Below are 25,025 nucleotides of genomic sequence, written 5' to 3' on the forward strand. Positions count from 1 at the left end.
CAGGAACCAGCATGACCTTCAGAAGGGCACCCCTCATGAGCACGCAGCCGCGCGGCCCCGTCGACTCCTCCCGCATCCCGCGGTACGCGGGCCCCGCCACCTTCGCCCGGCTGCCGCGCCTCGACGAGGTCGGCTCCGCGGACGTCGCCGTCGTGGGCGTGCCCTTCGACTCCGGTGTCTCCTACCGCCCCGGCGCCCGCTTCGGCGGCAACGCCATCCGCGAGGCCTCCCGCCTGCTGCGCCCGTACAACCCGGCCCAGGACGCCTCCCCCTTCGCCCTCGCGCAGGTCGCGGACGCCGGTGACATCGCCGTCAACCCCTTCAACATCAACGAGGCCGTCGAGACGGTCGAGGCGGCCGCCGACGAGCTGCTCGGCGCCGGCTCCCGCCTGATGACCCTCGGCGGCGACCACACCATCGCCCTGCCGCTGCTGCGTTCGGTGGCGAAGAAGCACGGCCCGGTCGCCCTGCTGCACTTCGACGCGCACCTGGACACCTGGGACACCTACTTCGGCGCCGAGTACACGCACGGCACCCCCTTCCGGCGGGCGGTGGAGGAGGGCATCCTCGACACCGAGGCGCTGTCGCACGTCGGTACGCGCGGCCCGCTGTACGGCAAGCAGGACCTGGACGACGACGCCAAGATGGGCTTCGGCATCGTCACCTCCGCGGACGTCTACCGCCGCGGCGCCGACGAGGTCGCCGACCAGCTGCGCCAGCGCATCGGCGACCGGCCGCTCTACATCTCCATCGACATCGACGTCCTGGACCCCGCCCACGCCCCCGGCACCGGCACCCCGGAGGCGGGCGGCATGACCTCCCGCGAGCTGCTGGAGATCATCCGCGGGCTGTCGTCCTGCAACCTGGTTTCCGCCGACGTGGTCGAGGTCGCCCCGGCGTACGATCACGCGGAGATCACCTCGGTCGCGGCCTCGCACACCGCTTACGAGCTCACCACGATCATGAGCCGCCAGATCGCTGCCGGACGGCAGGGCCGCTAGGCACGGTACGGCGGCGCAGGCGCACCCGAAGGGCGAGTAAGCACACGTGACGCACGACCACGACCTGGTACTCCGTCCCACCGAGGCCCAGACGGCCGCCGCCCTGGCGCCGCCGCCGGGCCGCACGGGCGGGGACCTGGTCGTGGAGACGCTGCGCTCGCTCGGCGCGACCACCGCCTTCGGGCTGCCGGGGCAGCACGCGCTCGGCATCTTCGACGCGGTGGGCCGCTCGGACCTGCGGCTGATCACCCTCCGCACGGAGAGCAACGCGGGCTTCGCGGCGGACGCGTACGGCCGGATCACCGGCGAGGCGGTCCCGCTCCTCCTCTCCACGGGCCCCGGCGCCCTGATGGCCCTGCCCGCGCTCGCGGAGGCCGCGGCGGCGTCCGCTCCGGTCCTCGCCATCTCCTCCCAGGTGCCCGTCGCGGGCCTGGGCGGCGGCCGGCGAGGACACCTGCACGAACTGCGGGACCAGGCCGCCTCCTTCCGGGACGTGGTGAAGTCGGTGCACGTGGCCCGCGCCCCCTCGCAGATCCCCTCGGTGATCGCGGAGGCATGGGAGTCGGCGCTCACCGCTCCCCACGGGCCGGTCTGGGTGGAGATCCCGGAGGACGTGATCCGGGCCGAGACGCTCATCCCCCAGGTCACGGGCATGGACGCCACCCCGCACGAACTGGCCCCGCGGCCCGAACTGACCGCCGTGGCCGCGCACTGGCTGGAGAACGCCTCCCGCCCGGTGATCATCGCGGGCGGCGGAGTGGTCCGCTCCGACGCGGCGGGCAAGCTGAAGCAGCTCGCGGAGCGCTTGAACGCCCCGGTGGTCACCACCTTCGGCGGCAAGGGCGCCTTCCCGTGGACCCATCCGCTCTCGCTCCAGTCCTGGCTGGAGGACCGCCACATGACGGACTTCCTGGAGGACGCGGACGTCCTGCTGGTCGTCGGATCGGGCCTCGGCGAACTCTCCTCGAACTACCACACGTTCTTCCCCACCGGCCGGGTCGTGCAGATCGAGGCGGACCTCGGGAAGCTGGAGTCCAACCACGCCGCCCTGGGGATCCACGCGGACGCCCGCCTGGCGCTCCAGGCCCTCCTGGAAACCGTGGCCGAACGCGAGGACCCGTACGCCGCCGAGCGCGTCCGCATGGTCCTGGCGGACATCGCGGCCCGCCTCGCCGGCCAGGACCTCGGCCTGGAGCAGCAACTCCTCACCTCCATCCGCCAGGCCCTGCCGCCCCGCTCGCCCTCCTTCTGGGACATGACGATCCTCGGCTACTGGGCCTGGTCGGGCTTCGATCCGAAGCACCCCAACACCATGCACTCGGCGCAGGGCGCGGGCGGCCTCGGCTACGCCTTCCCGGCGGCCCTGGGCGCCTGCGTCGCCGAACCGGGCACCCCCGTCCTGGCGGTCTCCGGCGACGGCGGCGCGATGTACTCGATCGCGGAACTGGCCACGGCCCGCCAGCACGACCTGGACGTCACCTGGCTGATCGTGGACGACGGCGGCTACGGGATCCTGCGCGAGTACATGACCTCCTCGTTCGGAAACCCGACGGGCACGGAGCTCACCCGCCCCGACTTCGTCGCCCTGGCCGAATCCTTCGCGATCCCGGCGACCCGCACCACCCCGGCCACCCTCGCGGCGGACCTCAAGAAGGCCCTCGCCACCCCGGGGCCCTCGGTGCTCCTGCTTCCGGCCACGCTCAGGATGTTCGCGCCGACCCACGTTTAGGGGGCCCGCCCGCGGCTCGCCTGGGCCCGCCTCCGGCTTCAGGCTTGGTCAGGCGGCTTCGTGCTCGTGGGCGGTGAAGACGACGACGGAGGTCTCGCCGACGAGCTTGAGGTTGAGCTCGGACTCCATGGCCCGCGCGAGGCGCGCCAGCAACGGCACAGTTGGCACGGTCCCGCCGAGCTCCAGCTTGGACACCTGCGGCTGCGTCATCCCCGCCCGCCGCGCGAGCTCGGACTGCGAGATCCCGAGTTCGGTCCGCCGGTCGTATACGGCCTGCCCGAGTTCGAATGCGAGCCGGATCTCCTCTCGGCGCCTGGTGATCTCCGGGCTCTCGGAGAACCCCTCGGCGATCGACCTATCCCGGCTGAGCTTCCAGCGTGCGTGGCTAACCATTACGACACTCCGTCCTTCGTGTCACGGATGTAGATATCGGTTGCAGGCCCGTGCTCGGCCTTGCAGTGTTCCTTAGCGAGTGCGGCTCGGGCCACTTCGCGATCCTCACGCTGTTTCGTCTTCCGGAAGACCGTCAGCAACACGATCCGTCGGTAGGGGGCGAGCCAGTATGAGATACGTACGGCAGTGCGATCGTGGCCGACGTCGAACCGGAGCTCCCGCACCCCGTCGCCAAGGTGTCGTGAGTACGGCTCGCCAAGCGTCGTGGGGCTGTTCAGCAGCAGCCCGACCGCATGCTCTGCGACCAAGTAGTCCGCGTCGGAGAGGTTCATCAGCCAAAGCCGGACCTCCGGCTCGATCTCGATATCGAATAGCTTGTCCATGCATCGGAACGTATAGATGCTTCAGTGTATGACGGACGGGAACGGGTAAGGAATCCTTCGTGTGGGTGAGGACTGCATGCCGAGTGACGGCGCCGTATGGCAGCCCAAGTACCAGCGCATCGCTGCCGCGCTGAAGGCCGCCATAGAGTCCGGCCAGTACGGGGCGGGAAAGCGGCTCCCTGGGGAGAACGACCTGATGAGCACCTACGGGGTGGCGCGGATGACCGCGCGACAGGCGCTCGGTGTGCTTCAGTCCGAGGGGCTGGCCGAGGCGCGCAAGGGCGCCGGGGTCTTCGTACGCGAATTCCGTGTAGGCATCCGGCGGCGCGGGATCCAGCGGTTGTCCGTTGAGGTGTGGGGCGCCGGCGGGTCCATCTGGGGTGCGGACGGCAAGGGGCACGACCCCGAGGTCGATTTCCTCGGCGTCACCGAGGGGGCCGCGCCGCAGGCCGTCGCCGGCGTGCTGGGTCTCACTGACGGCGCGCCCGCCTGCGTCCGCCGTCGCAGGTTCCTGCTCGACGGGAAGCCCGTCATGCTCGCGACCTCGTACCTCGACGCCGCCCTGGTCGCAGGCACTCCCATCGTGCAGCCCGACACCGGTCCCGGCGGGATCTACGCCCGCCTCGCCGACCTCGGCCAGAGGCCCGTCCGCTTCCGCGAGGAGATCCGCTCGCGGATGCCCGGCTCAGAGGAGGCCGGCCAGCTCGGCCTGACGGCCGGGACGCCCGTCGTGCTGGTCTCCCGTACCGCCTTCACGGCGCAGGGGAAGGCCGTCGAGGTCAACCAGATGGTGCTGGACGCCTCCGCTTACGTCCTGGAGTACGAGTTCGACGCCCCCTAGAGCCCCTCGGGGCGGCCGACCCCCGGACAGGTCAGGCCGCCGCGCGCAGGACCGCGTAAGGCTGTTCGATGGTGGCGGCGGGATGAAATCCGCCGGTCGGCGCGTTGGGGGAGGCGGCAGGGCAGGACCGACGGGGAGGCATCACGTGAGCGTGGAAGAGACGGCGGCTGGGGAGAAACAGGGCTGGGCCAGGAGGCTGGCGGCCTATACCTGGCGGTACAAGCTCAATGTGCTGCTGGCGCTGGGATCCTCACTGGCCGGGATGGCCGTCATGGCGCTCGTACCGCTGGTCACCAAGGTGATCATCGACGACGTCATCGGGGACAAGTCCAAGGACATGGCTCCCTGGGCCGGCGCGCTCATAGGCGCGGCCCTCCTCGTCTACGTACTCACCTACATCCGCAGGTACTACGGCGGGCGTCTCGCCCTCGACGTGCAGCACGACCTGCGCACCGACATGTTCGACTCCATCGCCCGCCTCGACGGGCGCCGGCAGGACGAGTTGTCCACCGGGCAGGTCGTCGGCCGCGCGACCAGTGACCTCCAGCTCATCCAGGGCCTGCTCTTCATGCTCCCGATGACGATCGGGAACTTCCTCCTCTTCGGGATATCCCTCGGGATCATGCTGTGGCTGTCGCCGCTGCTGACCCTCGTCGCACTGCTGATGGCCCCCGCCCTCTGGTTCATCGCCAAGCGCAGCCGCAAGAAGCTCTTCCCGGCCACCTGGCACGCGCAGGCGCAGGCCGCCCGCGTCGCCGGCGTGGTCGACGGCGCCGTGACCGGGGTCCGCGTCGTCAAGGGGTTCGGCCAGGAGGAGCAGGAGACCGACAAGCTCCGCGAGGCCGGGCGCGGGCTGTTCGCCGCCCGGCTGCGGGCCACCCGCCTCAACTCCCGCTACACCCCCGCCCTCCAGGCCGTCCCGGCCCTCGGCCAGGTCGCCATGCTGGCCCTCGGCGGCTGGATGGCCACGCGCGGCCAGGTGACCCTCGGTACCTTCGTCGCCTTCTCCACCTACCTCGCCCAGCTCGTCGGCCCCGTGCGGATGCTGGCCATGGTGCTGACCGTCGGTCAGCAGGCCCGCGCCGGTGTGGAGCGGGTGTTCGAGCTCATCGACACCGAGCCCGTCATCCGGGAGGGCGCCCGCGAGCTGCCCGCCGACGCGCCCGCCACCGTGGAATTCGACGAGGTCGTCTTCGGCTACGACCCCGAGCGGCCCGTGCTCGACGGGTTCTCCCTCTCCATCGCGCAGGGCGAGACCGTCGCCGTCGTCGGATCCTCGGGCAGCGGCAAGTCCACCGTCTCGCTGCTCCTGCCGCGCTTCTACGACGTCGACCGCGGCGCCGTCCGCGTCGGCGGTCACGACGTCCGCGAGCTGACGTACGAGTCGCTGCGCGCGGCCATCGGGATCGTGCCCGAGGACTCGTTCCTCTTCTCCGACACCATCCGCTCCAACATCGCCTTCGGGCAGCCGGACGCCACCGACGAGCAGATCCAGGCCGCGGCCCGCGCCGCCCAGGCCGACGGGTTCATCGCGGCCCTGCCCCACGGGTACGACACCAAGGTCGGCGAGCAGGGGCTCACCCTCTCCGGCGGGCAGCGCCAGCGCATCGCCCTCGCCCGGGCCATCCTCAGCGACCCCCGGCTGCTGCTCCTGGACGACGCCACCTCTGCCGTGGACGCCCGCGTCGAGCACGAGATCCACGAGGCGCTGCGGACGGTCATGGCGGGCCGGACCACCCTGCTGATCGCCCACCGCCGGTCCACGCTCGGGCTGGCCGACCGGATCGCCGTACTCGACCGCGGGCGCCTCTCGGACATCGGGACGCACGAAGAGCTTGAGCGCCGCTCTCCCCTCTACCGCAGGCTGCTGACGGACCCCGACGCCCTCGGCGCCGGTTCGCCGCGGACCGCCGAGGCACCGGCGATGACCGAGTTCGAGCGCGATATGGAGCGTGACATCGAGGGGAACCTCGAACGCGACATCGAGCTCGAAGCCGAGATCGACTGCGAGCCGGTCAACGCCAAGCGGCGGGTGTCCGGCGGGGTCACTCCCGAACTGTGGCGGCGGCAGGAGAAGGCCGACAGTGCCTCCTCCACCTCCACCTCCACCTCCGTCTCCGGCCCGCTCCCCGTCGCCGCCGCCGCGGGCGGTGCGCCGTTGGCCGGGCCGCCCTCGGCGGCCGGCGCGGGCGCCGGTCTGCCCGCCACCCCCGAACTGCTCGCGCAGGTGGCCGCGCTGCCGCCCGCCGACGACCGGCCGGACGTGGACGAGACGCGCGCCGCGTCCGCCGAGGAGAGCTACGGCCTGCGCCGCCTGCTGCGCGGCTTCTGGGCCCCGCTCGCCGTCAGCCTCGGCCTCGTCGCCCTCGATGCCGGTTCGGGACTGCTGCTGCCCATCCTGATCCGGCACGGCATCGACCAGGGCGTCGAACAGACCGCCCTCGGCGCCGTCTGGGTGGCGGCCGCCCTCGCCCTGCTCGTCGTCGTGGCGCAGTGGGCCGCGCAGTTCGCCGAGATCCGGATGACCGGCCGGACCGGCGAGCGCGTGCTGTACGCCCTCCGCGTCAAGATCTTCGCCCAGCTCCAGCGCCTCGGCCTCGACTACTACGAGCGCGAGCTGACCGGCAAGATCATGACCCGCATGACCACCGACGTCGACTCCCTGTCCAGCTTCCTGCAGACCGGGCTCGTCACCGCCGTCGTCTCCCTCTTCACCTTCCTCGGGATCCTGATCGCCCTGCTCGTCCTCGACGTCGAGCTGGCGCTGATCGTCTTCGCCACGCTCCCCGTCCTGGTCGTCGGCACGATCGTGTTCCGCCGCAAGTCGGTCGCCGCCTACGAGCTGGCCCGTGACCGGGTCGGCCTGGTCAACGCCGACCTCCAGGAGTCGGTGTCCGGGCTGCGGATCGTCCAGGCCTTCCGCCGCGAGCGTTCCGGCGCGGCCCGCTTCGCGGAGCGCAGCGACGCGTACCGGGAGGCCCGCGTGCGCGGGCAGTGGCTGATATCCGTCTACTTCCCCTTCGTCCAGCTGCTGTCCTCGGGCGCCGCCGCCGCCGTGCTGATCGTCGGCGCCGGCCGGGTCGAGGCAGGCACGCTCACCACGGGCGCGCTGGTGGCGTACCTGCTCTACATCGACCTGTTCTTCGCCCCCGTCCAGCAGCTCTCCCAGGTCTTCGACGGCTACCAGCAGGCCACCGTCGCCCTCGGCCGCATCCAGGGGCTGCTGCGCGAGCCCACCAGCACCCCCCGGCCCCCCGCGCCCCGCGAGGTGCCGCAGCTGCGCGGCGAGATCGCCTTCGAGGACGTCCGCTTCCAGTACGGGACCGCCGAGGAGCGGGGCGAGAAGGGTGAGGCGCTGGCCGGAATCAGCCTGCGCATCCCCGCCGGGCAGACCGTCGCCTTCGTCGGTGAGACGGGAGCCGGCAAGTCCACGCTGGTCAAGATGGTGGCCCGGTTCTACGATCCGACCTCCGGCCGGATCACCGCCGACGGCGCCGATCTGCGGGAGCTCGACCTGACGGCGTACCGCCACCGGCTGGGCGTCGTCCCCCAGGAGCCCTACCTCTTCCCGGGGACCGTCCGCGACGCCATCGCCTACGGGCGCCCCGAGGCGAGCGATGCCGAGGTGGAAGCCGCCGCCCGCGCGGTCGGCGCCCACGAGATGATCGCCACCCTCGACGGCGGCTACCTGCACACCGTCGCCGAGCGCGGCCGCAACCTCTCCGCCGGCCAGCGCCAGTTGATCGCGCTGGCCCGCGCCGAGCTCGTGGACCCGGACGTGCTGCTGCTGGACGAGGCCACGGCCGCCCTCGACCTGGCCACCGAAGCCCAGGTCAACCAGGCCACCGACCGGCTCGCCGGCAAGCGCACCACGCTGGTCGTGGCGCACCGGCTGACCACGGCCGCCCGCGCGGACCGGGTCGTGGTCATGGACCGGGGCCGGGTCGTGGAGGACGGCACCCACGCCGAACTCCTCGGACGCGACGGCCGGTACGCAGAGCTGTGGCGCACCTTCGTCGGAGAGGACGAGCGGGCCGCCGCCTAAGCCCAGCCGGGCGCGGCCCGCCCGGGGCCGCGCCCGGCGCGGCCGTCTGCCTCGCGCGGGCCGCCCCCGCGAAGGGGCGGCCCGCGTTGAAGGGGCGGCCCGCGCGAGGGCTCAGAGCTCGCCGAAGAGCAGGTTGCCGGGGGCGTCCTCGTCGGTTCCCGTGTAGTACTCGCGGACGGCGACGAGGAGTTCCGCGACCGACAGGGTGCCGTCCGAGTCCTTGTCGATCCGTGTGAACAGCGCCTCGGCGTCCGCTCGGTTCAGCTCCGGGTTGAAGACCTCCTGGAACCGGTGGAACTCCTCCGGGCTGATGCGCCCGTCGCCGTCCGTGTCGACCACCGTCAGGAGGGCCTTCACCATCGGCCGGAAGGACCGGTCGTAGGCGGGCCCGCCCTGCGCGTACAGCCGCGTCATGCCGAGCTTGTACTCCTCGGGCGTGACCTTCCCGTCCCGGTCGATGTCCAGCTCGGTGAAGAGGTCCTGCCAGAAGTCGGCGACCCCCGCCATCACCAGGTCCGCCTTCGGCGAGGTGGCAGGCTCCCCGAGGGCCGACAGCAGCCGCGATCCCAGGGAGAAGATGTCGTCGGCGTCGATCACGCCGCTCCCGTCGGCGTCCAGGTGCGTGAAGGCGCGCTCCAGCTTGCGGTCGAGCAGGTCGTTCGTCATGTCTTGCCTTTCACGGCTATGGCGGGCGGTATCGGCGATCACCTAACGTAACGTCCCTGGGATCGGCGAACTCCCGCTCCGCCGCTGGGAAGTTGCGGATGCACTCGTACGAGGTAGGGGCGGCCGGTGGTGAGCACCGCCACCGCAACCTTCGGGTGGGCCCGGGCGTCGTACGTGCGTACGCGCGGGGTGCGTACGACTGATCGGGGGGCAGGGTGTCGCAGGGGTGGCGGGGGTTTGGCGGAAGAAGGGCCGGGGGCCTGGGGGTACTCGCGGTGGTGCTGTGGCTGTGCGCCGGCGGATTGTTCGCGGCGCCGCCCGTGCAGGCCGCGGGCGGGGGCTGTGCGGGCCGACTGGTCAAGACGGTGGCCTTCACGACGGGCGAGATCCGGGTGTTCAAGAGCCGCACGCGGGCCTGCGCGATGACCGTGGCGCGCGTGCCCGGCGAGCGGCGGCGGATGGAGGTGAGCATTCAGCCGCGCGGCGGCCTGCCCGTCCGCGACGCGGGGCGGTTCACCCGTTATGCGGGCCCCGTCACCGTCGGTGCGATCAGCCGCTGTGTGTATGTAAGGGGCAGCGTTGGCTCCGGGTATGCCGCCACCGGCTGGGTCCTCTGCTGAAGCCGCGCCCAACGCGGTCTGGTCAGCGGCGTGTTGACCCGGCTAGGTTCACGGCGACCAAGTGAACTCAAGGGGAGGGTGAATGCGCAAGACGCTCGGATGGCTGCTGTCACTCGTGGTGCTGATCGGCACCATGGGTGCGGCCGGCTCCACGGCTCAGGCGGCCACCGCCGCGGGGCCCGCGGCCGCGACGGACATCAAGGACCGGATCCTCGGCATCCCGGGGATGAGTCTGATCGAGGAGAAGCCGTACCCCGGCTACCGCTTCTTCGTACTGAACTACGAGCAGCCGGTCGACCACCGGCAGCCGTGGAAAGGCACCTTCAAGCAGCGCCTGACCCTTCTGCACAAGGACGTCTCCCGGCCGACGGTCTTCTTCACCTCCGGCTACAACGTCAACACCAACCCGCGCCGCAGTGAGCCGACGACCATCGTCGACGGCAACCAGGTGTCCATGGAGTATCGATTCTTCACGCCCTCCCGGCCCGACCCGGCCAACTGGGCGAACCTGGACATCTGGCAGGCCGCCAGCGACCAGCACCGCATCTTCACCGCGCTGAAGAAGACCTACACCAAGAACTGGCTGTCCACCGGCGGCAGCAAGGGCGGTATGACGGCGACGTACTACGAGCGCTTCTACCCGCAGGACATGGACGGCGTCGTCGCGTACGTCGCGCCCAACGACGTGGTCAACAAGGAGGACTCGGCCTACGACCGGTTCTTCGCCAAGGTCGGCACCAAGGAGTGCCGCGACAAGCTGAACGCGGTCCAGCGCGAGGCGCTCGTGCGCCGCGAGCCGCTGGAGGCCAAGTACGCCGCCGCCGCGGCCGAGAACGGCTGGACCTTCACCACCGTCGGCAACCTCGACAAGGCCTATGAGGCCGTCGTGCTCGACTACGTGTGGGCCTTCTGGCAGTACAGCCTGCTCGCCGACTGCGCCTCGATCCCGACGGCCGCGACCGCGAGCGACCAGGAGATCTGGGACACGATCGACGCGATCTCCGGCTTCTCGGCCTACGCCGACCAGGGCCTGCAGACGTACACGCCGTACTACTACCAGGCCGGTACGCAGCTCGGCTCGCCCGACATCAAGCAGCCGCACCTGGGCAACCTGAGCCGCTACGGCTACCAGGCGCCGCGCGAGTTCGTGCCGCGCGACATCCCCATGACCTTCCAGCCGGGAGCCATGGCGGACGTGGACAACTGGGTGCGCAACAACGCCCACCAGATGCTGTTCGTGAACGGCCAGAACGACCCGTGGGGCGCCGAGCCGTTCCGCCTCGGGTACGGGGTGAGCGACAGCTACGTCATGACCGCGCCGGGCGCCAACCACGGGGCCAACGTCTCCAAGCTCCTGGACGGCGAGAAGGCGCTGGCCACCGCGAAGATCCTGCAGTGGGCCGGGGTGGCCCCGGCCGCCGCGCTCGCCGACGCGGGCCGGGCGACGCCGCTGGCCTCGCCGGACGCGCAGCTCGACCAGCACGACCTGGAGCGCGAGGCGCAGCTGCGGCCGTAGCTCCCGGGTAGGGCCCGAGGGGCCACGGACCGGCGTGCGCGGTTATGCGTACGTCAGCCCGTGGCCCAGCGGGTAGCGGCCCGGCACCGGGACCGGGAGGCGGCCGGCCGGGCGCACGGCGCCGGTCATCACGCGGGCCGCGGCCCGCAGTTCCACATCCGTCCAGGAGTACGTCGCCACCTCCGCCGCGCAGGCGGGCAGCCGCGCCGGGTCGTACGGGTTGCGGATCGCCACCACGACCACCGGCACCCCGGTGGCCAGCAGCCGCGTGACCAGCGCGCGCTGCTCGCCGTCCCCCTCGGGGACGTTGTACGTGCACACCAGGACCGCGGCGTGACCGGGCGCCGCGGCCACCGCGCGGGCGGGCGGCAGGGCCGTCGCCGCGCAGCCCAGGGCGGCCAGCTCCCGCGCCAGTACGGCCGTAGGGGGCCCTGTGGTACCCGTGGGGGACACCGGGTCCGTCCCGGTCACCAGCAGCCGGGGACGGGCCGCCGGGTCGAAGGGCAGCAGGTTCACGGGATTGGCCAGCAGGGTCGTCGTGGTGGCGGCGATCTCGTCGGCGGCCTTCAGGTGCCCGGGACTGCCGACCGTCTCCTCCACCCGCCGCGCGGCCGGGTGGGCTGCCTCGAACAGGCCCCGGCGGGACTTGAGTTCCAGGATGCGCAGCACCGACTCCTCGATCCGCTCCTCCGTCAGCTCGCCCGCCTCCACGGCCGCCAGCACGCTGCGGTACGCGAGCCCCAGGTCCGGCGGGTTCAGCAGCTGGTCGCAGCCCGCCTTCAGGGCCAGCACCGGCACCCGGCCATCCCCGTACTTCTGGCGGACCCCGGCCATGTCCAGCGCGTCCGTGACCACCACGCCCCGGAAGCCGAGGCGTTCACGCAGCAGGCCCGTGACGATGGGCCGGGAGAGGGTCGCCGGGTCCCCCGAGGGATCGAGCGCGGGGAAGACGATGTGCGCCGTCATGACGGCGTCCGCGCCCGCCTCCACCGCGGCCCGGAAGGGCGGTTCGTCCACCTGCTCCCACTGCGCGCGGGTGTGCCGCATCACGGGGAGCCCGACGTGGCTGTCGGTCTCGGTGTCCCCGTGGCCGGGGAAGTGCTTGGCGGTGGCGGCGACCCCGGCGGCGCGGTAGCCGCAGACCTGGGCGGCGACCAGGTCCGCCACCGCGCGGGGGTCGGAGCCGAAGGACCGTACGCCGATGACCGGGTTGGCCGGATTGACGTTGACGTCGGCGACCGGCGCGTAGTTCTGCCGGATGCCCATGGCGGCCAGCTCCTCGCCCGCGATGCGCGCGGCCCGTTCGGCGCCGTCGGCGGAACCGGCCGCGCCGAGCGCCATGGCCCCGGGCATGAGGGTCGCGGGCTTGCCGATGCGGGCGACCGCGCCGTGCTCCTGGTCGGTGGAGAGCAGGAGCGGGACGCGGGCGCCGGTGGTCAGGGCTGCCCGCTGGAGGCCGTCCGACAGCTCGGCGATCTGGCGCGGGGTGCGGGTGTTGTGGGCCCAGGCGAAGTAGATGATCCCACCGAGGTGGTAGCAGGAGACCAGCTCGGCGGCGGTGCGCACTCCGAAGAGCGCCAGGTTCTTCTCGGCGTCCGCCGGGTCGGGGGCGGTCGCCGAGTGGCCGTAGGCCCGCGAGACGAAGAGCTGCCCGACCTTCTCGGCCAGGCTCATCCCCGCCACCAGGCCGCGCAGCCTGGTCCGGTCGGGGTGGCGGTCCGGCGGGCCGCCCCGCCCCGGGTCCGCGGCGGGGGAGCGCGGTCCGTCGGAGGAGCGGCGGAGGCGGTGGGCGCCCGCGGCGGAGGAGGTGGGGCAGGCAGCCGTGACGGCGGCCATGGCGGCCGCGGCGAGCAGGGTCCGGCGGGAGGCTTGATACGGCACGCGCCGGACCCTACTGCGGGGCTGCGGCCCGGGAGCCACGGACACTCGGGAGGTCCCCCGGAAGGGGGGCCACCCGGGCCCAGTGCTCCTTGAGCGTCCGGACGGCCTCGGTGATCGCCGGGCGGCGGCCCGCCCGTACGGCAGCGGCCCCTCCCCTTCCGGCCGTGCGCGTCTGATAACGGAAAGGTAAATCCCGGCCCGCGGTGCAACCGTCCGGGGCCCGACCGGAGTCGTACGGTGCGTCGGCGCTTCCGGGAGGGGATCTGGGGGGATCGGGAAGTCCGGCACGGGAGGGGTAACCGTGAGGGGGTCCGGCCGCGAGGCCGGGCCCCCTTTGGTGTCGTCGGCGGTCCGGGGGCCACCGGGCACTTCTCCACAGGGCTGCCGGGCTGTCGGCGCGGGCGGGTAGCTTCGTGCCATGGCAGCGAACGGGACGCGGGCGGTGGAACCGGCAGTGGTCGAGGGGGTGCTGGAGCGCATCACCTACGCCAACGAGGAGAGCGGGTACACGGTCGCCCGCGTCGACACCGGCCGCGGGAGCGGCGACCTGCTCACCGTCGTCGGCTCCCTGCTCGGCGCGCAGCCCGGCGAGTCGCTGCGCATGGAGGGCCGTTGGGGCTCCCACCCCCAGTACGGCAAGCAGTTCACGGTGGAGAACTACCGCACGGTGCTTCCGGCCACCATCCAGGGCATCCGGCGCTACCTCGGCTCCGGCCTGATCAAGGGCATCGGCCCGAAGATCGCGGAGCGGATCGTGGAGCACTTCGGCACCGACACCCTCGACGTCATCGAGGGCGAGCCGAAGCGGCTGATCGAGGTGCCCGGGCTCGGCCCCAAGCGGACCAAGCTGATCGGCGCCGCCTGGGAGGAGCAGAAGGCCATCAAAGAGGTCATGGTCTTCCTGCAAGGCGTCGGCGTCTCCACCTCCATCGCGGTGCGCATCTACAAGAAGTACGCCGACGCCTCCATCTCGGTGGTCAGGAACCAGCCGTACCGGCTCGCCGCCGACGTGTGGGGCATCGGCTTCCTCACCGCCGACCGGATCGCCCAGGCCGTCGGCATCCCGCACGACAGCCCCGAACGGGTCAAGGCCGGCCTGCAGTACGCCTTGTCCCAGTCCACTGACCAGGGCCACTGCTTCCTGCCCGAGGACCGCCTCATCGCCGACGGCGTCAAGCTGCTCCAGGTGGACACCGGGCTGGTGATCGACTGCCTGGCCGAGCTCGCCGCCGACCCGGAAGGCGTCGTACGGGAACCGGTGCCCGATCCGCAGGGCGGCCCCGCGCTCACCGCCGTGTACCTGGTGCCCTTCCACCGGGCCGAACTGTCGCTGGTGGGGCAGGTGCGCCGGCTGCTGCACGCGGAGAACGACCGGATGCCCGGCTTCCAGGACGTGGACTGGGACAAGGCCCTCGGCTGGCTCGCCGGGCGGACGGGTGCCGAGCTCGCCCCCGAGCAGCGCGACGCGGTGAAACTGGCGCTCACCCGCCGCGTCGCCGTCCTCACCGGCGGGCCCGGCTGCGGAAAGTCCTTCACCGTCCGCTCGATCGTGGAGCTGGCCCGCGCCAAGAAGGCCAAGGTGGTGCTGGCCGCGCCCACCGGCCGGGCGGCGAAGCGCCTGGCCGAGCTCACCGGGGCGGAGGCCTCCACGGTGCACCGGCTGCTGGAGCTGAAACCGGGCGGGGACGCGGCGTACGACCGCGAGCGGCCGCTCGACGCGGACCTGGTCGTCGTGGACGAGGCCTCGATGCTGGACCTGCTGCTGGCCAACAAGCTGGTCAAGGCCGTGGCGCCGGGAGCGCACCTGCTGTTGGTGGGCGATGTGGACCAGCTGCCGTCGGTGGGCGCCGGGGAGGTGCTGCGGGACCTGCTCGCCGAGGGCGGTCCGGTGCCCGCCGTCCGACTCACCCGGATCTTCCGGCAGGCACAGCAGTCGGGCGTGGTCACCAACGCGCACCGCATCAACACCGGCCTGCCGCCGGTCACCGACGGTCTGCCGGACTTCTTCCTCTTCGCCGAGGAGGACACCGAGGAGGCCGGGCGGCTCGCCGTCGATGTGGCCGCCCGCAGGATTCCGGCCAGATTCGGGCTGGACCCGCGCCGTGACATCCAGGTGCTCGCGCCCATGCACCGGGGCCCGGCGGGCGCCGGGAACCTCAACGGCCTGCTCCAGCAGGCCATTACGCCGGCCCGGCCCGATCTGCCCGAGAAGCGGTTCGGCGGCCGGGTCTTCCGGGTGGGCGACAAGGTGACCCAGATCCGGAACAACTACGAGAAGGGCGCCAACGGCGTCTTCAACGGCACGGTGGGGGTGGTCACCGCTCTGGACCCGGACGAACAGCGCCTGACGGTGCGGACCGAGGAGGACGAGGAGATCGGTTACGAGTTCGGGGAGCTGGACGAGCTGGCCCACGCCTACGCCGTGACCATCCACCGTTCCCAGGGGAGCGAATATCCGGCGGTGGTGATCCCGGTCACCACCGGGGCTTGGATGATGCTCCAGCGCAATCTGCTCTACACGGCGGTGACGCGGGCGAAGAAATTGGTGGTCCTCGTCGGGTCCCGCAAGGCCCTTGCCCAGGCGGTGCGTACGGTTTCCGCAGGCAGGAGGTACACGGCTGTCGCCCCTAGGCTGTCCGGCCGCATACCGACGGGAAACATCACCTAGGGTTTCCGCAATCGGCGCGGAAGAGGCAGGATGTGCAGGTTGGCGGCACTCAGTGCCGTCAAAAGGACCAAAGGCCGACCCCGAGTGCACTCTCCTGCGCCAAATGGGGGAAGGTAGAGGCAGTCAGGGCACCTCGAAGAAGAGGCACTACGTCGGTGAGGGATGACGTGAGCGACAACTCTGTAGTACTGCGGTACGCGGACGGTGAATACACCTACCCGGTGGTCGAGAGCACCGTTGGTGACCAGGGCTTCGATATCGCGAAGCTGCGCAACCAGACCGGGCTGGTCACCCTGGACAGTGGCTACGGAAACACCGCTGCCTATAAGTCCGCCATTACCTACCTCGACGGCGAGCAGGGCATCCTGCGCTACCGCGGTTACCCGATCGAGCAGCTGGCCGAACGTTCGACCTTCATCGAGGTCGCCTACCTGCTGATCAACGGTGAGCTGCCGACCGTCGACCAGCTCGCGTCGTTCCGCAACGAGATCACCCAGCACACGCTGCTGCACGAGGACGTGAAGCGCTTCTACGACGGCTTCCCGCGTGACGCGCACCCGATGGCGATGCTGTCCTCCGTGGTCAGCGCGCTGTCGACGTTCTACCAGGACAGCCACAACCCGTTCGACGAGAAGCAGCGCCACCTCTCGACGATCCGGCTGCTGGCCAAGCTGCCGACCATCGCGGCCTACGCGTACAAGAAGTCGGTCGGCCACCCGGTGGTCTACCCGCGCAACGACCTCGGCTACGTCGAGAACTTCCTGCGCATGACCTTCTCGGTGCCGGCCCAGGAGTACGACCTGGACCCGGTCGTGGTCTCGGCGCTGGACAAGCTGCTGATCCTGCACGCGGACCACGAGCAGAACTGCTCGACCTCCACCGTGCGCCTGGTCGGCTCCTCGCAGGCGAACATGTTCGCCTCGATCTCGGCCGGCATCTCCGCGCTGTGGGGTCCGCTGCACGGCGGCGCCAACCAGTCGGTGCTGGAGATGCTGGAAGGCATCAAGAACGACGGCGGCGACGTCGACGCCTTCATCCGCAAGGTGAAGAACAAGGAAGACGGTGTCCGCCTCATGGGCTTCGGGCACCGCGTCTACAAGAGCTTCGACCCCCGGGCGAAGATCATCAAGGCGGCGGCGCACGATGTCCTCTCGGCGCTCGGCAAGAGCGACGAGCTGCTCGACATCGCGCTCAAGCTGGAAGAGCACGCGCTGGCCGACGAGTACTTCGTCGAGCGCAACCTCTACCCGAACGTGGACTTCTACACCGGTCTCATCTACCGGGCCATGGGCTTCCCGACCGAGATGTTCACCGTGCTCTTCGCGATCGGCCGGCTGCCCGGCTGGATCGCCCAGTGGCACGAGATGATCAAGGAGCCGGGTTCCCGCATCGGCCGCCCGCGCCAGATCTACACCGGCGAGGTCCTGCGCGACTTCGTCCCGGTCGAGGCCCGCTGACCCGAGGCCCGCACGGCGTACGAAAAGCGCCCCGCCACCGATCCCCCCACGGGTCGACGGTCGGGGCGCTTTCCTTTTCCCCGGTACGGATTCCCCCCACGGGACCCGCGCCGGGGCGTCGGTGTGTGCCGGAACCCGCTCGGACCGGGAGCGCCGCGCACGGCTTCCCGCGGCACGCTGCCGGGCCGGCCGATGCCACGGACGTCTCCCCAGACGTTCCGGCATCGACCCATTAGACCCACGGCGACCCCGGATGGTTACGTAGCCGTCACTGTGATCTGCGTCTCCCGTGAAGGAAGTGTGTACGGATCGAGGAGATGATCCACTACCGGAAGGAGCGCAGCCGCAGGCTGTTGGTCACCACGAAGACCGAGGAGAAGGCCATCGCGGCCCCCGCGATCATCGGATTGAGCAGGCCGGCGGCCGCCAGCGGCAGGGCCGCCACGTTGTAGCCGAAGGCCCAGAACAGGTTCCCCTTGATGGTGGCCAGGGTCCGGCGCGAGAGCCGGATCGCGTCCGCGGCCACCCGCAGGTCTCCCCGTACCAGCGTCAGATCGCCTGCCTCGATGGCGGCGTCGGTGCCGGTGCCCATGGCCAGGCCCAGGTCGGCCTGGGCCAGCGCGGCCGCGTCGTTGACCCCGTCGCCGACCATGGCGACCGTACGGCCCTCGGCCTGGAGGCGGCGTACGACGCCCGCCTTGTCCTCGGGGAGGACCTCGGCGATCACCTCGTCGATGCCCACCTCGCGGGCCACCGTCTCGGCCACGGCCTTGTTGTCCCCGGTCAGCAGTACCGGGGTGAGCCCCAGGGCGCGCAGCCGGGCCACGGCCTCGGCGCTGGTCTCCTTGACCGCGTCGGCCACGGTCAGCACCCCGCGGGCCTCGCCGTCCCAGGCCACCAGGACGGCCGTGCTTCCCGCGGCCTCGGCGGCGGCCTTGGCCTGCGCCAGAGGGGCCGGCAGGGCGATCGACCAGTCGGCCAGCAGCCGCTCCCGGCCCACGAGCACCGCGTGCCCCTCGACCACTCCCTGTACGCCGAGCCCGGCCAGGTTCACGAAGCCCTCGGGGACGGGCAGGGCGCCGGCCCTTTCCGCCGCGCCGGTGGCGATGGCCCGGGCGATGGGGTGCTCGGAGGCGTGCTCCAGGGCTCCGGCGAGGCGCAGCAGCTCCAGCTCGTCGGTGCCCGCGGCGGGGAAGACGCTTGAGAGGGTCATCCGGCCGGTGGTGACGGTTCCGGTCTTGTCCAGGACGACGGTGTCCACGCGGCGGGTGGACTCCAGCACCTCCGGGCCCTTGATCAGGATCCCGAGCTGCGCGCCCCGGCCGGTGCCGACCATCAGCGCGGTCGGCGTGGCCAGACCGAGGGCGCAGGGGCAGGCGATGATCAGGACGGCCACGGCGGCCGTGAAGGCGGCGGCCGGGTTGTCGCTGATCAGCAGCCAGGTGACCCAGGTCCCGAGGGCGAGCACCAGGACGATCGGCACGAAGACCGCGGAGATCCGGTCGGCGAGCCGCTGCACCTCGGCCTTGCCGTTCTGGGCGTCCTCCACGAGCCGGGCCATCCGGGCGAGCTGCGTGTCGGCGCCGATCCGGGTGGCGCGGACGACCAGGCGGCCGGAGGCGTTCACGGTTGCGCCGGTGACGGAGTCGCCGACGGACACCTCGACCGGGACGGACTCGCCGGTCAGCATGGAGGCGTCCACGGCGGAGCTGCCCTCGACGACCGTGCCGTCGGTGGCGATCTTCTCGCCGGGGCGTACGACGAACCGGTCGCCGACCACCAGCGCGCCGACCGGGACGCGGACCTCCCGGCCGCCGCGCAGGACGGTGACGTCCTTGGCCCCCAGTTCCAGCAGCGCCTTGAGGGCGGCGCCGGCCTTCCGCTTGGAGCGGGCCTCCAGATAGCGGCCCAGCAGGATGAAGGTCACGACGCCCGCGGCCACCTCCAGGTAGATGGCGGAGGAGCCGTCCGTACGGGAGAGGCCGCCCCCCTGAACCGTGAAGAGGGTGAAGCCGTGGCGCATGCCGGGCATGCCCGCGTGGCCGAAGAACAGCGCCCACAGGGACCAGGCGAAGGCCGCCAGGGTGCCCACCGAGACCAGGGTGTCCATGGTGGCGGCGCCGTGCCGCGCGTTGGTCCAGGCGGCCCGGTGGAAGGGGAGGGCGCCCCAGACGACGACGGGCGCGGCGAGCGTCAGCGAGAGCCACTGCCAGTTGTCGAACTGGAGGACGGGGACCATCGCGAGCAGTACGACGGGCAGGGCGAGGACGGCGGAGACGAGCAGCCGGCCGCGCAGCGCGGCCAGTTCCGGGTCGGGCCCGTCCCGCTCGGCCTCGGCGGCCCCGGCCGGTGCCTGGGCCTCGGGCGCCGGTGGGGCGGGCTCCTCGGCGGTGTAGCCGGTCTTCACGACGGTGGCGATCAGGTCGGCGACGCGCACACCGCCCGCGTACGAGATCCGGGCCTTCTCGGTGGCGTAGTTCACCGTGGCGCTGACGCCGTCCATCCGGTTCAGCTTCTTCTCGATGCGGGCCGCGCAGGAGGCGCAGGTCATCCCACCGATGGCCAGCTCGACCTCGGTGGCGGGTCCGGCCACCGGGTCGGCCGCGTCCGCCGGGTCCGCCGTGTGCGCCATGTCCGCTACCGGTCCGTCGTGCGCTGCTCCGTCGTGGACCGTTCCGTCGTGCACTGTGCTGCTGCTGCTCATGTCCGGCTCCAGGGGGAGGGCCGGGCCGTACGGAACCAGTATGAGCTGGCCGGTACGGCCCGGCGGGGTACTGCCGAAAGGATGAGGTTCAGAGCTGGCCGGCGTAGGTGTAGCCGGCCTCGTCCACCGCCGCGCGGACGTCCTCGTCGGCGAGCGGAGCGGCGGAGACCACGGTGACCTCGCCGGTCGCGGCGACGGCCTTGACCGAGCTGACGCCCGGCAGGGCGGACAGCTCGGTGGTCACCGCGCCCTCGCAGTGCCCGCAGGTCATGCCGGTCACCCGGTAGACGGTGGTGGTGCCGGTGTCCGTCTCGGCGCTCATGTCGTTCTCCTCTTTCAGGGGTGCGTCCAGTCGCCGGAAGGTGCGGCGGATCGCTCCACCGTCCTCCCGACAGAAGAAGACTATACCCCCTAGGGGTACCAAGCGAGCCGGTGCAGAGTGAGTTTCCGCCAGCGGTTCCTCGGCCACCGGATGGGCACGGGGTGCCCCCGGCCGGGCGCGACGGACCACACGGCCGGCGGGCGCTCACTCCTCGCGGCGACCTCTGTTACGCGGGCGGCGGGCGACCCAGGTGCGGATGGTGTCCGCGTACCAGTAGGGCTTGCCGCCTTCCACGTGATCTGGGGCGGGAAGAAGCCCGTGCTTGCGATAGGAGCGCACGGTGTCCGGCTGCACCCGGATGTGGGCGGCGATCTCCTTGTACGACCACAGCTGTCGGTCGCTCATGCACGACACCTCCTCGTCCACGTCGCGGGGCCGGCCGGGAGGCCGGTCGGAGGAGCCGGCGCGTGGACACTGACGATCACTCGCGTTGTTCCAGGGGAACGACGCGGGACGAGGGCAGGGGAGGGGCTGTCGAACGCCTGTGACGAAAAACCCGCGTGATGCGGACATGTGTGACACAAGTGGGACGCCCGTGACAGCCGTGACACACGGGTAGCCAGGAGTACACGGGGGTGGTGGCGGCGCTGGCGGTGGAGACCCTGCGGCGGCGCTGGCGGTGGAGACCCTGCGGCGGCGCCGGTCGCCGTACGGAACCCCGCCGCCGCCCCGCCGTCCGGCGGGGGTGCGCTCCGGCTCAGCGGTACAGCGGCGGCCGCTCCACCAGCTCCACCACGGTCCGTACGCCGCTGCGCGCGGCCGCCACGCCCGCCTCCGAGACCGCGGCCGCCGCGTAGCCGTCCCACGCGTCCGGCCCCGTCACCCCGCCCCGCGCGGCCGCGGCCACCCAGCTCCGCAGCTGCCGGTCGTAGGCGTCGGCGAAACGCACCGTGAAGTCCTGCTCGATCTCGCCGCCCCACCGGCCCCCCGACTGGACCACCATCGCCTGGCGGTCGCCGATCCGGGCGCTGCCCGACTCGCCGACCGCCTCGCACTGCACCTGGTAGCCGAAACCGCAGTTGACGAAGATCTCCACGTCGACGACCGCCCCGCCGGAGGTCTCCAGCAGCACCAGCCGGGGATCGCGCAGCCCCTCCGGCGCCGCCGAGGAGGGCGTGGGCGAGAGCACGGACACGGCTGTGATCTCCTGCCCCAGCAGCCACCGGGCCGCGTCGACCTCGTGCACCACGGAGTCGCTGATCAGCATGGGACTGGTGAAGAAGGGCGGCGAGGCGGCGTTGCGGTGGCGGCAGTGCAGGAAGAGCGGCCGGCCGATGCCCCCCGCGTCCAGCAGCTCCTTGAGCCGCTCGTACTCGGCGTCGTAACGCCGCATGAACCCCACCTGTACCAGCCGCCGGCCCACCCGCTGCTCCGCCTCCATGATCCGCAGCGCCCCGGCCGGATCCGGGGTCAGCGGCTTCTCGCAGAGGACGGGCAACTCCCGCTCCAGGGCGTACCGGATCGCCTCCTCGTGGGCGGGCCCGGGGGAGGCGATCAGTACGGCCCCCACCCCCGGCGCGGCTAGCGCGGACGCCGGGTCGGTGTGCGCGCTCGCCCCGTCCAGGGCGCCCACGACCTCCTTGAGCCGGTCGGCGTCCGGATCGGCCACGGCCACGACCCGGGCCCCGCCGACGGTCCGTCCGATCCGGCGGACGTGGTCGGCGCCCATCTTCCCGGTGCCGATCACGGCGATGCCGAGCGTGCTGGACATGTCAGCTCCTCCTTCAGGCTTCAGGCTGCGGACTTCGGGCTTCGGGCTTCGGGCTGCGGACATCGGGCTTCTGGCGGCTCCTGAGGGCTTCAGGCGCCGCAGGACCGCAGGTAGGCGCGGGTGCGGCGGGCGATCGGCAGCGGCCGCTCCGGCGGGCAGGGGTACATGTCCTGCTCCACGATGGCGAAGAGGTCCACGCCGAGCCGCTGGGCCGCCGCCAGTACGGGCTCCAGCGCGGGCACGCCCGCCGGCGGCTCGCACATCACCCCCCGGCCCACGGCCGGCCCGAAGGGCACCTGCTCCGCGATGACTTCGGCGAGGATCCGCGGATCCACCTGCTTGAGGTGGAGGTAACCGATCCGCTCGGCGAAGGTCTCGATGGCCTGGACGCTGTCGCCGCCGCAGTACGCGTAGTGCCCGGTGTCCAGGCAGAGGGAGACCAGCTCCGGATCGGTGGCGTCCAGGAAGCGGGCCACGTTCTCGGGGGTGTCGATGTGGGTGTCGGCATGCGGGTGGACGACGATCCGCAGCCCGTACCGCTCCCGTACCTCCCGCCCCAAACGCTCCGTCTGCGACGTCAGTTCGCGCCATTGTCCGGCGGTGAGCTCGCGGTCCTCCCGTACCTCCCCGGTCTTGTCGTCACGCCAGAAGGAGGGGATGACGACGAGGTGGTCGGCGCCCATCGCCTGGGTGAGGGCCGCGATCCGCGACACGTGCTCCCAGGTGTCCTCCCACACGGCGGGCCCGTGATGGAGTCCGGTGAAGACGGTGCCAGCGGACACGCGCAGCCCTCGCCGGGCGGTTTCCTCGCGGAGGCGGGCGGGATCGGTGGGCAGGTAGCCGTACGGGCCCAGTTCGATCCATTCGTACCCGGCGTCGGCGACCTCGTCGAGGAAGCGCTCCCACGGGGTCTGGAGGGGGTCGTCCGGGAACCAGACACCCCAGGAGTCCGGAGCCGAACCGATGCGGATACGGGTCAACGCGGGTGGGGAGGACGTCATGACGGCCACCTTAGGGTGCGAGGCTCGACCGGAGAGGGCAGACGAGTGGGAAGACCAGTTGGAGACGGGTCGGAAGACAGGTCGGAAGATGAGCGGGGAGGCCAGTGGGAAGGCCGGCGGGAGGGCTGATGGTGACCGGTGATCCGTTCGCGTTCGACCTCATCACGATGGGGCGGATCGGGGTGGACCTCTACCCGCTGACGACCGGCGTGCCCCTGGCCGAGGCGGAGACCTTCGGCAAGTTCCTGGGCGGCTCCCCGGCCAACGTGGCCGTCGCGGCGGCCCGGCTGGGGCGGCGGTCGGCGCTGATCACCCGTACCGGGGCGGATCCCTTCGGCGCGTACCTGCGGACCGAACTGCGGAAGTTCGGGGTGGACGACCGGTGGGCGGGCGAGGTCGCCGGTCTGCCGACGCCGCTGACCTTCTGCGAGATCTTCCCGCCCGACCACTTCCCGCTGTACTTCTACCGATGGCCCAAGGCCCCCGACCTGGAGATCCACCCGGGCGAGCTGGACCTGGAGGCAATCCGCTCCGCGCGGGTGTTCTGGATGACGGGGACGGGCCTGAGCGAGGAGCCGAGCCGGGCCGCCACGCTGGCCGCGCTGGAGGCCCGTACGGAATCCGGCGGACCGCCGCAGTCCGGACCCCGGCCGTCCACGGCCACGGTCTTCGACCTGGACTGGCGGCCGATGCTGTGGCGGGAGGAACCGGGGCCGTACTACGAACGGGCGCTGGCGCACGCGACGGTGGCCGTCGGCAACGCCGAGGAGTGCGCGATCGCCACGGGCGAGTCCGAGCCGTACGCGGCGGCGCGGGCCCTGCTCGCGGCGGGGCCCGAGCTGGCGGTGGTCAAGCGGGGCCCGGCCGGAGTCCTGGCCGTCCACCGCGACGGCGCCACCGCTGAAGTGCCGCCGGTCCCGGTGGAGGTGGTCAACGGCCTGGGCGCGGGAGACGCCTTCGGGGGCGCCCTGTGCCACGGACTGCTCGCCGGATGGGAGCTGCCGAAGATGATGCGGTACGCGAACGCGGCCGGGGCGATCGTGGCCTCCCGGCTGGCGTGCTCGGCGGCGATGCCGCATCCGGACGAGGTGGAGGAGGTGCTCGGGCGTGCCGGTGGTGTCTGAGTGGCGGATGGAGTGGACGAGGCTGACCGTGCTCGACCTCGCTCAGGGTGAGACGTACGCGCACCCGTGCGGGGATTCGGAGTGGATCGTCCTGCCCTTGTCGGGCGGGTGCACGGTCCACTGCCGGGACGCCGCACCGGATCCCGGACCTCGTGCGGCCACCGCTGGGATCCTCGCCCCGCCAGCGGACCGGCCCGGCGGCGGACCGCAGGACTTCGAACTGCGCGGGAGGGCCGGGGTGTTCGCCGGGACCACCGACTTCGCCTACCTGCCCCGCGACGCGCACGCGGAGATCACCGCCGCCGCCGGCGGCCGCTTCGCGCTCGCCGGCGCGCGCTGCGAGCGGGTGCTGCCCGCACGCTACGGTCCCGCCGCGGGCGTTCCCGTCGAGCTGCGCGGCGCCGGGGCGTGCTCCCGCCAGGTCAACAACTTCGCCGCCGCCGAAGCCTTCGGCTGCGACCGGCTCATCGCCGTCGAGGTGCTCACACCCGGCGGCAACTGGTCCTCGTACCCGCCCCACAAGCACGACGAGCACCACCCCGGCGAGGAATCCCGGCTGGCGGAGATCTACTACTTCGAGATCGCCCCGCACGCGGACACGCCCGGTTTCGGCTACCAGCGCGTGAGCCCCTCCCCGGCGGGGAAGACCGACATCCTCACCGAGGTGCGGACCGGGGACGCCGTGCTCATCCCGGACGGCTGGCACGGGCCGTCCATCGCCGCGCCGGGGCACGACATGTACTACCTGAACGTGATGGCCGGGCCGGACCGGACGCGGGAGTGGCTGATCCGGGACCATCCCGACCACGGCTGGATCCGGTCCGCCTGGGCCGGTCAGGACATCGACCCGCGACTGCCCTTCCCCCGGCCGGAGGACCCCCGATGAGCCCGGAGACCCCGACC

The 25,025-nt window shown here is 72.0% G+C and carries 19 protein-coding genes; 10 read left to right on the forward strand and 9 right to left on the reverse strand.

Features of this window, described 5'->3' with window-relative positions; genetic code table 11:
• The first annotated feature begins 35 nt into the window (after window positions 1–35).
• Both speB and ACWDX7_RS03420 read left to right on the forward strand, forming a co-directional pair.
• Complete coding sequence (gene speB / locus ACWDX7_RS03415; RefSeq protein WP_451488466.1) at window positions 36–1,001, forward strand: agmatinase; 966 nt, start codon at window positions 36–38, stop codon at window positions 999–1,001.
• A gap of 46 nt (window positions 1,002–1,047) precedes the next feature.
• A complete protein-coding gene (locus ACWDX7_RS03420) occupies window positions 1,048–2,730 on the forward strand; it encodes a thiamine pyrophosphate-binding protein (RefSeq protein WP_451488465.1) in 1,683 nt (560 codons plus the stop codon).
• Between the two features lie 48 nt (window positions 2,731–2,778).
• On the opposite strand, the gene ACWDX7_RS03425 is transcribed toward ACWDX7_RS03420, so the two are convergent.
• Entirely contained in the window at window positions 2,779–3,123 is a 345-nt protein-coding gene (locus ACWDX7_RS03425; RefSeq protein WP_451488464.1) for a helix-turn-helix domain-containing protein, read from the reverse strand.
• Window positions 3,123–3,506, reverse strand: a complete 384-nt coding sequence (locus tag ACWDX7_RS03430; protein WP_451488463.1) for a type II toxin-antitoxin system RelE/ParE family toxin — start codon at window positions 3,504–3,506, stop codon at window positions 3,123–3,125. The genes ACWDX7_RS03425 and ACWDX7_RS03430 overlap by 1 nt, the downstream gene beginning before the upstream one ends.
• Before the next feature lie 76 nt (window positions 3,507–3,582).
• Here ACWDX7_RS03430 and ACWDX7_RS03435 point away from each other — a divergent pair, with 76 nt between their 5' ends.
• The gene (locus ACWDX7_RS03435; protein ID WP_451488650.1) at window positions 3,583–4,347 is read left to right on the forward strand and encodes a GntR family transcriptional regulator; all 765 of its coding nucleotides are present in this window, start codon (window positions 3,583–3,585) and stop codon (window positions 4,345–4,347) included.
• A gap of 145 nt (window positions 4,348–4,492) precedes the next feature.
• A complete protein-coding gene (locus ACWDX7_RS03440; RefSeq protein WP_451488462.1) occupies window positions 4,493–8,392 on the forward strand; it encodes an ABC transporter ATP-binding protein in 3,900 nt (1,299 codons plus the stop codon).
• A gap of 111 nt (window positions 8,393–8,503) precedes the next feature.
• Here the strand turns inward: ACWDX7_RS03440 and ACWDX7_RS03445 are convergent, their stop codons facing one another.
• Window positions 8,504–9,058, reverse strand: a complete 555-nt coding sequence (locus tag ACWDX7_RS03445; protein ID WP_451488461.1) for an EF-hand domain-containing protein — start codon at window positions 9,056–9,058, stop codon at window positions 8,504–8,506.
• A gap of 275 nt (window positions 9,059–9,333) precedes the next feature.
• On the opposite strand from ACWDX7_RS03445, the gene ACWDX7_RS03450 reads away from it, so the two are divergent.
• Both ACWDX7_RS03450 and ACWDX7_RS03455 read left to right on the forward strand, forming a co-directional pair.
• Entirely contained in the window at window positions 9,334–9,678 is a 345-nt protein-coding gene (locus ACWDX7_RS03450; protein WP_451488460.1) for a hypothetical protein, read from the forward strand.
• A gap of 82 nt (window positions 9,679–9,760) precedes the next feature.
• Window positions 9,761–11,194, forward strand: coding sequence for an aminopeptidase (locus ACWDX7_RS03455; protein WP_451488459.1), 1,434 nt, complete (start codon window positions 9,761–9,763; stop codon window positions 11,192–11,194).
• Window positions 11,195–11,236: 42 nt separating this feature from the next.
• Here ACWDX7_RS03455 and ACWDX7_RS03460 read toward each other — a convergent pair whose 3' ends face one another.
• Window positions 11,237–13,075, reverse strand: coding sequence for a glycoside hydrolase family 3 protein (locus ACWDX7_RS03460; protein WP_451488458.1), 1,839 nt, complete (start codon window positions 13,073–13,075; stop codon window positions 11,237–11,239).
• A gap of 418 nt (window positions 13,076–13,493) precedes the next feature.
• Here ACWDX7_RS03460 and recD2 point away from each other — a divergent pair, with 418 nt between their 5' ends.
• Both recD2 and ACWDX7_RS03470 read left to right on the forward strand, forming a co-directional pair.
• A complete protein-coding gene (gene recD2 / locus ACWDX7_RS03465; RefSeq protein WP_451488457.1) occupies window positions 13,494–15,743 on the forward strand; it encodes an SF1B family DNA helicase RecD2 in 2,250 nt (749 codons plus the stop codon).
• Between the two features lie 167 nt (window positions 15,744–15,910).
• Window positions 15,911–17,200 carry a citrate synthase gene (locus tag ACWDX7_RS03470; RefSeq protein WP_451488456.1) on the forward strand — a complete coding sequence of 430 codons (1,290 nt, stop codon included), beginning with the start codon at window positions 15,911–15,913 and terminating at the stop codon, window positions 17,198–17,200.
• A gap of 325 nt (window positions 17,201–17,525) precedes the next feature.
• Here ACWDX7_RS03470 and ACWDX7_RS03475 read toward each other — a convergent pair whose 3' ends face one another.
• The 5 genes from ACWDX7_RS03475 to ACWDX7_RS03495 all read right to left on the reverse strand — a co-directional run bounded on the left by ACWDX7_RS03475 (window position 17,526) and on the right by ACWDX7_RS03495 (window position 22,998).
• Window positions 17,526–19,832, reverse strand: coding sequence for a heavy metal translocating P-type ATPase (locus ACWDX7_RS03475; RefSeq protein WP_451488649.1), 2,307 nt, complete (start codon window positions 19,830–19,832; stop codon window positions 17,526–17,528).
• Window positions 19,833–19,992: 160 nt separating this feature from the next.
• A complete protein-coding gene (locus tag ACWDX7_RS03480) occupies window positions 19,993–20,226 on the reverse strand; it encodes a heavy-metal-associated domain-containing protein (protein ID WP_451488455.1) in 234 nt (77 codons plus the stop codon).
• A gap of 204 nt (window positions 20,227–20,430) precedes the next feature.
• Window positions 20,431–20,631 (reverse strand): helix-turn-helix transcriptional regulator, encoded by a 201-nt coding sequence (locus ACWDX7_RS03485; RefSeq protein WP_451488454.1) that lies wholly within the window; start codon window positions 20,629–20,631, stop codon window positions 20,431–20,433.
• 352 nt (window positions 20,632–20,983) lie between these two features.
• Complete coding sequence (locus ACWDX7_RS03490) at window positions 20,984–21,997, reverse strand: Gfo/Idh/MocA family protein (RefSeq protein ID WP_451488453.1); 1,014 nt, start codon at window positions 21,995–21,997, stop codon at window positions 20,984–20,986.
• Between the two features lie 89 nt (window positions 21,998–22,086).
• Window positions 22,087–22,998 carry a sugar phosphate isomerase/epimerase family protein gene (locus tag ACWDX7_RS03495; protein ID WP_451488452.1) on the reverse strand — a complete coding sequence of 304 codons (912 nt, stop codon included), beginning with the start codon at window positions 22,996–22,998 and terminating at the stop codon, window positions 22,087–22,089.
• Window positions 22,999–23,126: 128 nt separating this feature from the next.
• Between ACWDX7_RS03495 and iolC the strand changes: the two genes are divergently transcribed.
• Window positions 23,127–24,122, forward strand: a complete 996-nt coding sequence (iolC, locus tag ACWDX7_RS03500; protein ID WP_451488451.1) for a 5-dehydro-2-deoxygluconokinase — start codon at window positions 23,127–23,129, stop codon at window positions 24,120–24,122.
• Window positions 24,123–24,129: 7 nt separating this feature from the next.
• The gene (gene iolB / locus ACWDX7_RS03505; protein ID WP_451488648.1) at window positions 24,130–25,008 is read left to right on the forward strand and encodes a 5-deoxy-glucuronate isomerase; all 879 of its coding nucleotides are present in this window, start codon (window positions 24,130–24,132) and stop codon (window positions 25,006–25,008) included.
• Window positions 25,009–25,025: the final 17 nt, after the last annotated feature.

The sequence above is a fragment of the Streptomyces sp. NPDC003034 genome (assembly GCF_053591375.1).

Excerpts from the sequence above, each read along its gene's own strand:
- speB (WP_451488466.1), top strand. The coding sequence starts at position 36 with ATGAGCACGCAGCCGCGCGGCCCCGTCGACTCCTCCCGCATCCCGCGG.
- ACWDX7_RS03425 (WP_451488464.1), bottom strand. The coding sequence starts at position 3,123 with ATGGTTAGCCACGCACGCTGGAAGCTCAGCCGGGATAGGTCGATCGCC.
- ACWDX7_RS03430 (WP_451488463.1), bottom strand. The coding sequence starts at position 3,506 with ATGGACAAGCTATTCGATATCGAGATCGAGCCGGAGGTCCGGCTTTGG.
- ACWDX7_RS03435 (WP_451488650.1), top strand. The coding sequence starts at position 3,583 with ATGCCGAGTGACGGCGCCGTATGGCAGCCCAAGTACCAGCGCATCGCT.
- ACWDX7_RS03445 (WP_451488461.1), bottom strand. The coding sequence starts at position 9,058 with ATGACGAACGACCTGCTCGACCGCAAGCTGGAGCGCGCCTTCACGCAC.
- ACWDX7_RS03455 (WP_451488459.1), top strand. The coding sequence starts at position 9,761 with ATGCGCAAGACGCTCGGATGGCTGCTGTCACTCGTGGTGCTGATCGGC.
- recD2 (WP_451488457.1), top strand. The coding sequence starts at position 13,494 with ATGGCAGCGAACGGGACGCGGGCGGTGGAACCGGCAGTGGTCGAGGGG.
- ACWDX7_RS03475 (WP_451488649.1), bottom strand. The coding sequence starts at position 19,832 with ATGGCGCACACGGCGGACCCGGCGGACGCGGCCGACCCGGTGGCCGGA.
- ACWDX7_RS03480 (WP_451488455.1), bottom strand. The coding sequence starts at position 20,226 with ATGAGCGCCGAGACGGACACCGGCACCACCACCGTCTACCGGGTGACC.
- ACWDX7_RS03485 (WP_451488454.1), bottom strand. The coding sequence starts at position 20,631 with ATGAGCGACCGACAGCTGTGGTCGTACAAGGAGATCGCCGCCCACATC.
- ACWDX7_RS03490 (WP_451488453.1), bottom strand. The coding sequence starts at position 21,997 with ATGTCCAGCACGCTCGGCATCGCCGTGATCGGCACCGGGAAGATGGGC.
- ACWDX7_RS03495 (WP_451488452.1), bottom strand. The coding sequence starts at position 22,998 with ATGACGTCCTCCCCACCCGCGTTGACCCGTATCCGCATCGGTTCGGCT.
- iolC (WP_451488451.1), top strand. The coding sequence starts at position 23,127 with ATGGTGACCGGTGATCCGTTCGCGTTCGACCTCATCACGATGGGGCGG.
- iolB (WP_451488648.1), top strand. The coding sequence starts at position 24,130 with ATGGAGTGGACGAGGCTGACCGTGCTCGACCTCGCTCAGGGTGAGACG.